Raw genomic sequence first — 7,459 nt, forward strand, 5'->3', positions numbered from 1 at the left:
ACCGGTCAGCGCGTGGTGGTCGTGCTGCGGGTCGGCATGAGCCTGAACTCCGACATTCGCTTGGCGGCCAGCTTGAGCCAGGGGGCCTGCTTCAGTGCGAACAGCGATATGGCGCCCACAGCGCTCCCGGTCTGGGTGACGGTCCACATCGGCGAAGGCTGCCCGCCGAACAGCTTCTTGTACGGCTCATCGCCGATGGTGAAGTCGAGCATCTGATCTCCGCGCTCGATGCAATCCCGCGCCACCTGCTCGAACATCAGTGCGCCCAGCGACTGGCTCTTGTAGCCGGCAATGTCGAAGGCGCTCATGATGACGAGGTAGCTGTCGCGGTGGTGCAATCCGAGCACGGCGGCGATCACCTCGCCGTCCATCTTCATGGCATAGAGCCGCACAAAGGAGCCGAGGCCGCGAACCGCGACGTCGGAATAGAAGTCATAATACTCGGGTCGCTGAAGCAGGTCTCCGTCGCCTTGCGACTGGAAGCGCGGGCCGCGGAATTTCCTCATCACGTCCAGCGCGTCGAGGATCGAGGCGCTGTCATCGCAGCATGAGAAGCTCAGCGCGCCTTTCTTCTGGAGCTGACGATATTTCTTGGCGAGCTCCTTCTGGTAGGAGCGATCCATCGCGCTGGCCCGCCATTGCTCGAATGGGGCGACGAGAACCGTCGCATAGGCATTGCTGTCCATCGCAACCCGGCGGGGCGTACCCAGGAGGTTCTCGATCGGAAGGCGCCCGTCCGGCAGCTTGGTCATCCGGAGCAGGTCGAAGGGGCGGACGAGATGCCGGATCTCCGCGCATGCGTCCGCATCTCCGAGCAGTTCGGCAAACACCTGCGGGCTGCAAACCGGCGCCAGATAGTCGGAGACGCGCAGGTCGGCGAATTCGACGGTTCGTATCGGACCGCGGCGGACCCGTAGCAGAGGCAGCACCATCGCGAGGGCGCCGCTTGCGCGATGGCGAGCGACGACGACCAGCGGGGTTGCCCCGGCATGGGATGCGAGCCTGGTATAGAGGCAATGCAACCAGAGCGGATGCTGGAACGCAGTCGCGGCCGAGCCGTCGAACAGCTCTGCATATTCCGGAGAGAGAAAGTCGAATGCCGGCTCGATGGCAATATCGAACGTATTGCTAGACGTCGTCATGCGTAACCAGGAAAATCATGTCACTCGGGAATGGTCGATCGAGCCTGAACCGAGGTTTTTATAGCAGGGGAGCGACGATCGAGATACCGACGCAGTATGATTTGCATTAATGCATCGGGCCTGGCTCGTATGGTTACCGAATTCTTAACGTTTCGCGGTCGCCGGGTTCGGGCCTGCAGGTCAACCTGCGCTAGCAAATAATTAACCGCGTTTAAGGAAGGTCGGCTCATGGCCAGCCTACAGACCGATGCGGACTCCGGGGTACCCGAGAGCGCGATCTGGAAGACGCGCAGCGTTGGCATCGAGAAGATTGCCAGGGCCGCAATCCGCTGGTCGATCACCGTCAATGTCGTTGCGTCGATGGGCACTCTCAACACCGGGCTGTTGCCGGCGGAGTTGACTTATCTGCAGCAGGCCATCGCGATCCTGATGTGGGGCGTCTTGATCTATGCGAGCGCATTCGTGCGGCCGCGCCTGCGTTTGCAGTTCAACCCCGATTTGATCGTGCTGCTCGCATTTTACAGCTTCGCCGTCATCTCCGTGTTCTGGTCCAGCCTGAACGTCGCCGCGCTGATGAAGAGTGCGGCGCTTGCGATGACGACCTTTGGCGCCTTCTGCCTCGTCACGCGCATCGACATCGACGAGATCATAGGAGCCACGGCCCTTGGACTTTTCGTCCTGGTCGCCGCGTCGGCCTTCTTTGCGGTCGCTGTTCCCGACATCGGGATCGACCACAGCTGGATGCACAACGGCCAATGGCAGGGCATCTATGAATCGAAGCAGACGCTTGGTTTCGTCGGCGCCTATCTGATGTTCTTTTCGTGCTACCTGAAGATAAGGGGGCAGGGCTGGCCGGTGTTCCTCGCGACATTCCTGCTGGCGTCGACATGCGTGCTTGCCTCGGAATCGCGCGGCGCCGGCGCTGTCGCCCTGGCCGCCTGCGCACTGCTCGTGACCTCGATGTGGTCGGTGACCTGCATGAGGCTCTATGCGGTCCTGCCGATCGTCATGTGCATATTGGCCGGCTTCCTGTTCCTCTACTTTTACACGACGGGATATGACGCCATCCATATCGGCGATGCGAGCATCGACTTCACCGAGCGGACCTTCATCTGGCACTACGCGATAAGCCATTTTGACGATGCCCCGCTGCTCGGCTTCGGGATCAACGGCTTCTGGACGATCCCGTCGGTCTACGATTATTTCGAGCAGAACCATGGTTGGGTGCTCGACAACTATCACAGCGGCTATATCGCGATCCTGATGGAAACGGGCTTTCTGGGCTATATGCTCTTCGCGGGAAGCGTCCTTCTGTTCTCGAACAAGGTTCTGCATCTGATTTCTGCCCGTGCGATCGATCGATCGCACTGCGCCCTCATCATCGGGTTTGTCGTTCTCAGCTTCCAGACCAATTTCACGGAGACGACGTTCCTTCGATCGACGATGTTCACGTCGGTGCTGCTGGTCGGGTTCTTCTTCGCGGCGTGCAGGCCGGTACGACAGACAGATTTCTAGCCTCTGGAATGGAAGCAGATGATCGCCATCCGTGCTCGTCGACCGAAGAGTCTCGCGGCAGGTTTCGTCTTCCTCGCGGCGCTCTGCTCGTCATCTCTCGCCACCGCGCAGGGTGCTTCCAATGGCCTGCCGAAGCTGGGACGCGGCATCAATATTCTCGGCTATGACGGGATCTGGGAGGGCGGTCAGAATGCCCCGTTCCGTCTGGACAATCTGACGACCATCAAGAAGGCCGGGTTCTCACACGTCAGGATCAATTTCTTCGGCTTCAAGTTCATGGGGCCGGGCAACGTTCTGGACGAGATCGTCCTGAGGCGGCTCGATGCCGTCATCGAGGAGGTGATCGCGCGCAACCTCATCCCCATCCTGGACGAGCACGATACCCATGTCTGCCAGAGCGATGTCGCCGGCTGCACGGAAAAACTGAAGGCGTTCTGGCGGCAGATTGCCGAGCGCTACACAGGGAAGTATCCGAAACTTGTCTTCGAGGTCTTGAACGAGCCGGGCGGACAGATGACGTCGGCCGAGTGGAATTCGCTGCTCAACGAATGCCTCGGCATCATCCGCCGCACCAACCCCGCGCGGCCGGTCGTTGCCGCCGTTCTCAACACCGATGACAATCCCGTCGACGATCTGGCTTTGCCGGCCGACGACCGGAACCTCATCGTCACGTTTCACTATTACGCGCCCTTGCGGTTCACGCATCAGGGTGCGCCGTGGTCTCCGACGTTTTCGCGGATCGGTCCGCTGGATTGGGGCTCACCGGATGACGAAGCGCGGGCTGCGGCCGACTTCAAGAAGATGAGCCTCTGGGCGGAGAAAGAGAAGCGTCCGATTTATCTCGGCGAGTTCGGCGTGTACGAGCGCGCGCCATCCGAGAGCCGCACGAGATACCTGTCGTACGTCGCGAGAAGCGCCGACAGGCTGGGCTGGTCATGGGCCTATTGGCAGTTCGACCATGATTTCGCGGCCTTCGACAGCGCGCGCCAGGCCTGGAGGCCGGACATCCTGCGGGCGCTGATCCCGCCTGCGCGCTAAAGAGACATGCTGGCGCGCTGCTCATCGCGGCGCGGATCGACGGCGGCTCGCGCCGGGAGGGGATCCCGGGTGAGACCCCCGGGGGCGGTCAAACCTCGAAGGTCCCAAGTCGGAAGATCGCCGCGTTCGCGTAGGGCGAGGGTTGTATGACCGTGAAGACCGCGTCCGGAAACGCCTTCCAGACGGCGAGATCACTTCGTGTAATTGCGACAAGACCGTAGTGCGACCGGTGTTCGCCGGGTTCGCTTGGTTCGCCGACATCGGAAAACCGCAACCGCAAAATGCCGTCTTCCGGCAAGGAGAGTGGTGGCCGACCTGTCGCGAGAGGCAATAGTGCTTGGTCGATCGCTCTCTCTGGTGCAAGGGGGCCTGACGGCGGGCCGGCGTCAGGCGGCGTGGCACGAGCCTCGAGCGCAGGATCGATTGCGCCTGCCGCTGTGCTGGCTGGTTCATCCGGTAAGGATGTTGGTTCAATACCCGGCTGAAAATCCGGCCCGACGGCTCGCAGCATAGTTTGCGCGGAGGTTTGGCCATCGCCAAATGCGCCGGTGCGTCCCGAAGAGTCATCGGCCGTGCCGGTCGCGGCAGCAGGTACCGACTTCATCCGCAACGCCGCCAGCGCGCCCCAGTCGAAGTGCTCGGGATAATCGGCTTGCGCGTCGTTTATGAAGGCAGGCCAGGGGGTGTGCGGGCTGTCGTTCATTGCATCCGTCGTGATCGCACTTTACGCTCGCTCGATTATTCTGGATGTAACTTGCCGCCATCGTTCAGCTAATGCGGCCGCAGAAGGTATGGCCAATCCTTTCAATTTGCTAGTCCCCGGTAACGTCGAAGGACAGGCTGGAAAGTGCGCGGCTCAAGCCGCCAAAGCCGTCCGACGGGGGCCGGCGATCGCGTTTTGTCACGGCACGTAAATAACGTAAAGAATGGATCGGGCATTTTAATTCGTTTCGGAAGTTTAATCACCTTTACGCTCGGCTCCCTGCGTCAACCTTGAGAAGGCGCAGGCCTTTGCAGCGTCATCGCTTCGTGTTTGACTAGGCGTTGCCGTATAGGCATGGAAGCGCATTTTTAAATGGGAGATCACATTGATGAAGTACATCTCGCATTGGAAAATTTCGCCAAGCTCGATCGATGCAGCGATCAAGAAATTCCTGGAAACCGGCGGAGCGCCGCCCGAGGGCGTCAAGATGCTTGGGCGTTGGCATGGAATGAACGGCGAAGGTTTCGCCATCTCGGAAAGCAACGATCCCAAGGCCATGTACCAGTGGTACGCACAGTGGGCGAACGTGATGGAGCTCACGGTCACTCCCTGCGTCGAGGATGCGGAAGCGGGCCCAATCCTGGCAGGGATGGCGCAGCGCTGATCGCCGGCTCGGGCGAGCAATCGTAAGCTGCGTGCGGAGGGGCGCCGATGGCCCCGAGATCGGCGCCTCATTTCTGCGCCTGTGATCGTCCGGGCCAATTCTCAAGTTGCGGCAATGGCCAACGGACGCATGCGCGCTTGCTAATTCGTGCTCGGACAGCGCGGCGAGGGGTCAATAACGGCCGCCGTCGCTTTTCTGTTGAGCGATCCATTGCGACAGGGTTTTCGGTCTGGATACCAATGCTGCTGCCGTCCGGGCGGTTCGCGTCGATGATGCGGCCGGCTTGGCCCCGGTGCTTCGTTCCGGTTGCCGATTCAAGCCCGGCTTCGCCGGCGTAGCCGCGACTGCTGCGGCGGCCTCCCTCTCGAGTCGCAGTTGCTTCAAGCGGGCCATCTTGTTGCGCTCGGCTTCCAGTTCGGTGCTGTCGGACAGCAGCTTCCTGTGCTGAGGACTCTCTGGTGCGACCGCGACGGCAATGACGGACATTTCACCGAGGGCCTTGCAGGCCTCAAGCCGGTGCAGTCCGTCGACCAGAACGAACTGGTCATCTTCGGGGCGAACGGAAATGGGAACTTGCTGTCCGATCTCCAGGATGCTTTCCGCGATCTTTTGAACGAGTTCGGGGTCGAGCGTCTTTCTGCTCTTGGTCGGAACGCGAATTCTGTCGATCGACAAGCTTTCCGCTTTGGGCATAGCTTCTGCTCCAGCATTCTTGATCCCGTCGCCGCGCGGAGAGGCGAGGGTGCAGCTATCCTAGGAGCGAGCGGGCGCGAGAGGCAACCGGTTTCCACGCGCCTCGTGCATGGCGCGCTGGAGAGTAGGGGATAGCGTCTCGAGGCAGGCATGCCGACGGTGGCTGAAAGTTCTTGTCGGACGTACGGTTCGCTTCGGCGATCCGGGACCGGGAGCGCCCGCGGCAGGCCGAACGGTAAGCCGTAAAAAACCGTCTGGTCCGGTTTAATCCCGTTGACGGCGCGATTAACTGGAACTCCCGTAGAAGTCCGGACTGAAGGGCATTTTAAGCCGGCCGCTTCGTGGAAAATGCCGTTCGAGGCAAGTTAATAGTTAAACAAAAGTAGCTGCCGCGCGTATAGACGAGCGCATGAATTTACGGCAGATTGCTCGTAAATTAGTTAAGGGATCGTTAACTGCACGTGTCGGCGTCACCCATTACCATGATCGGCGCGGGCGGAAGCCAATCCTCGCCAAGAAGTCTTAATCGTCGGAATTTTTTCACAACAGGTCATTTGGCGACGTGTCGCGGTGTGCGGGGTCGGGACACGAAGCAGGCAGGGGTAGGAGACAGAGTTTTCGGAGTTATTTCGCGTTAATTGAATGCCATTGAGCGGATTTTGAGAGGCGGTAACTGCTCCTGGCTGCAAGCGTCAGATCGAATTGCATCGGACGCGCGATGATTTTCGTGGAGTGATTTCGGATCTGCGCTTTTGCGCCCCTCCTGCGTCGGCAAGGACGCAAGGGAGTAGAGCTTTGGGTCGCATAAATTTTGATCCGCACGAATTATCCGCAAGCGGTCCGGCTAAGCCAGCGCGCGACTGGTCTGATCTCGAAACGAGACTTCGCGATCTCGCCCGGCTTTCTCCGCAATTTTCCGCATCCGCCGACCTCGCGGTCGAGCTGCAGGTCATGCTCGCGCACGACCCGTACGAAGATTTCGCGCCGATCCGGACAGGCAAAAGCCCGGGATCAATATCCATTCATCAGGGAGCCTAGTCGAACTCCAGTCGAGTCGATCTGGCATGCAGCGTTTTTGAGTTCGAGGAAAGCAACATGGCTACTCAGACCACAGGCGGCGGCACCACAATTTCCTTTGGAAATACTCCGCAGGCAGTCGATGATACGTTCACCTTTTCGGCGACCAATGTCGGCATCCTGAGCATAAGCGTTCTAGCGAACGATCTCGGAGGAAATGCAAAAGTCCTCTGGTCAGTTGATAATGCCACGAGTGCCAACGCCAACACGTCGCCAACCGCGAACTACGCGCCGGCGGACCTGCTCACGCAGGATACAGCTTACGCAAGTGCTGCTCTGGGAGACGCGCAGAGCACCGATACCAGCAAGCTCGGCGCAAGGATCTGGATCAATGCGAATGGCTCGGTCGGTTACGATTCAACGAGTCTCTCTGCTCAGCTTCAGGCTCTTGGCGCGAGCGATACGCTTACCGACTCCTTCACGTATGCCATTCGCCTCGGCAATGGAACGCTGAGCTGGGCAACCGCGAAAATTGTCTTCACTGGTGTGAACGATGCGGCCACGGTCACGGGTACATCCGCTGGCACCGTGATTGAAGCGGGCGGGGTCGACAACGGCAATGCAGGTTCGCCAAATGCGTCCGGCACGCTGACGGTCAACGATGTCGACAGCGGCCAGGCCGTATTC

The 7,459-nt window shown here is 60.0% G+C and carries 7 protein-coding genes; 4 read left to right on the plus strand and 3 right to left on the minus strand.

Translation table 11 applies throughout. The features are described 5' to 3' along the window. Nucleotides 1-5: 5 nt before the first annotated feature. Entirely contained in the window at nucleotides 6-1,142 is a 1,137-nt protein-coding gene (locus JQ603_RS29240; RefSeq protein ID WP_212344614.1) for a GNAT family N-acetyltransferase, read from the minus strand. A gap of 228 nt (nucleotides 1,143-1,370) precedes the next feature. Here JQ603_RS29240 and JQ603_RS29245 point away from each other — a divergent pair, with 228 nt between their 5' ends. Both JQ603_RS29245 and JQ603_RS29250 read left to right on the plus strand, forming a co-directional pair. Beyond that, entirely contained in the window at nucleotides 1,371-2,657 is a 1,287-nt protein-coding gene (locus tag JQ603_RS29245; protein WP_212344621.1) for an O-antigen ligase family protein, read from the plus strand. 18 nt (nucleotides 2,658-2,675) lie between these two features. Beyond that, nucleotides 2,676-3,695 (plus strand): glycoside hydrolase family 5 protein, encoded by a 1,020-nt coding sequence (locus tag JQ603_RS29250; protein ID WP_212344623.1) that lies wholly within the window; start codon nucleotides 2,676-2,678, stop codon nucleotides 3,693-3,695. Between the two features lie 88 nt (nucleotides 3,696-3,783). On the opposite strand, the gene JQ603_RS29255 is transcribed toward JQ603_RS29250, so the two are convergent. Beyond that, complete coding sequence (locus JQ603_RS29255) at nucleotides 3,784-4,398, minus strand: hypothetical protein (protein ID WP_212344625.1); 615 nt, start codon at nucleotides 4,396-4,398, stop codon at nucleotides 3,784-3,786. Nucleotides 4,399-4,786: 388 nt separating this feature from the next. Here JQ603_RS29255 and JQ603_RS29260 point away from each other — a divergent pair, with 388 nt between their 5' ends. Then, nucleotides 4,787-5,062, plus strand: a complete 276-nt coding sequence (locus JQ603_RS29260) for a DUF3303 domain-containing protein (RefSeq protein ID WP_212344627.1) — start codon at nucleotides 4,787-4,789, stop codon at nucleotides 5,060-5,062. 171 nt (nucleotides 5,063-5,233) lie between these two features. Here the strand turns inward: JQ603_RS29260 and JQ603_RS29265 are convergent, their stop codons facing one another. Further along, nucleotides 5,234-5,755 (minus strand): ParB N-terminal domain-containing protein, encoded by a 522-nt coding sequence (locus JQ603_RS29265; protein ID WP_212344631.1) that lies wholly within the window; start codon nucleotides 5,753-5,755, stop codon nucleotides 5,234-5,236. 1,095 nt (nucleotides 5,756-6,850) lie between these two features. On the opposite strand from JQ603_RS29265, the gene JQ603_RS29270 reads away from it, so the two are divergent. Further along, on the plus strand, nucleotides 6,851-7,459 hold a 609-nt coding region (locus JQ603_RS29270; protein WP_212344632.1), incomplete at its 3' end, for a VCBS domain-containing protein.

Source organism: Bradyrhizobium liaoningense, from assembly GCF_018130825.1.
Taxonomy (GTDB): domain Bacteria; phylum Pseudomonadota; class Alphaproteobacteria; order Rhizobiales; family Xanthobacteraceae; genus Bradyrhizobium; species Bradyrhizobium liaoningense_B.

Excerpts from the sequence above, each read along its gene's own strand:
- JQ603_RS29240 (WP_212344614.1), bottom strand. The coding sequence starts at position 1,142 with ATGACGACGTCTAGCAATACGTTCGATATTGCCATCGAGCCGGCATTC.
- JQ603_RS29260 (WP_212344627.1), top strand. The coding sequence starts at position 4,787 with ATGAAGTACATCTCGCATTGGAAAATTTCGCCAAGCTCGATCGATGCA.
- JQ603_RS29255 (WP_212344625.1), bottom strand. The coding sequence starts at position 4,398 with ATGAACGACAGCCCGCACACCCCCTGGCCTGCCTTCATAAACGACGCG.
- JQ603_RS29245 (WP_212344621.1), top strand. The coding sequence starts at position 1,371 with ATGGCCAGCCTACAGACCGATGCGGACTCCGGGGTACCCGAGAGCGCG.
- JQ603_RS29265 (WP_212344631.1), bottom strand. The coding sequence starts at position 5,755 with ATGCCCAAAGCGGAAAGCTTGTCGATCGACAGAATTCGCGTTCCGACC.
- JQ603_RS29250 (WP_212344623.1), top strand. The coding sequence starts at position 2,676 with ATGATCGCCATCCGTGCTCGTCGACCGAAGAGTCTCGCGGCAGGTTTC.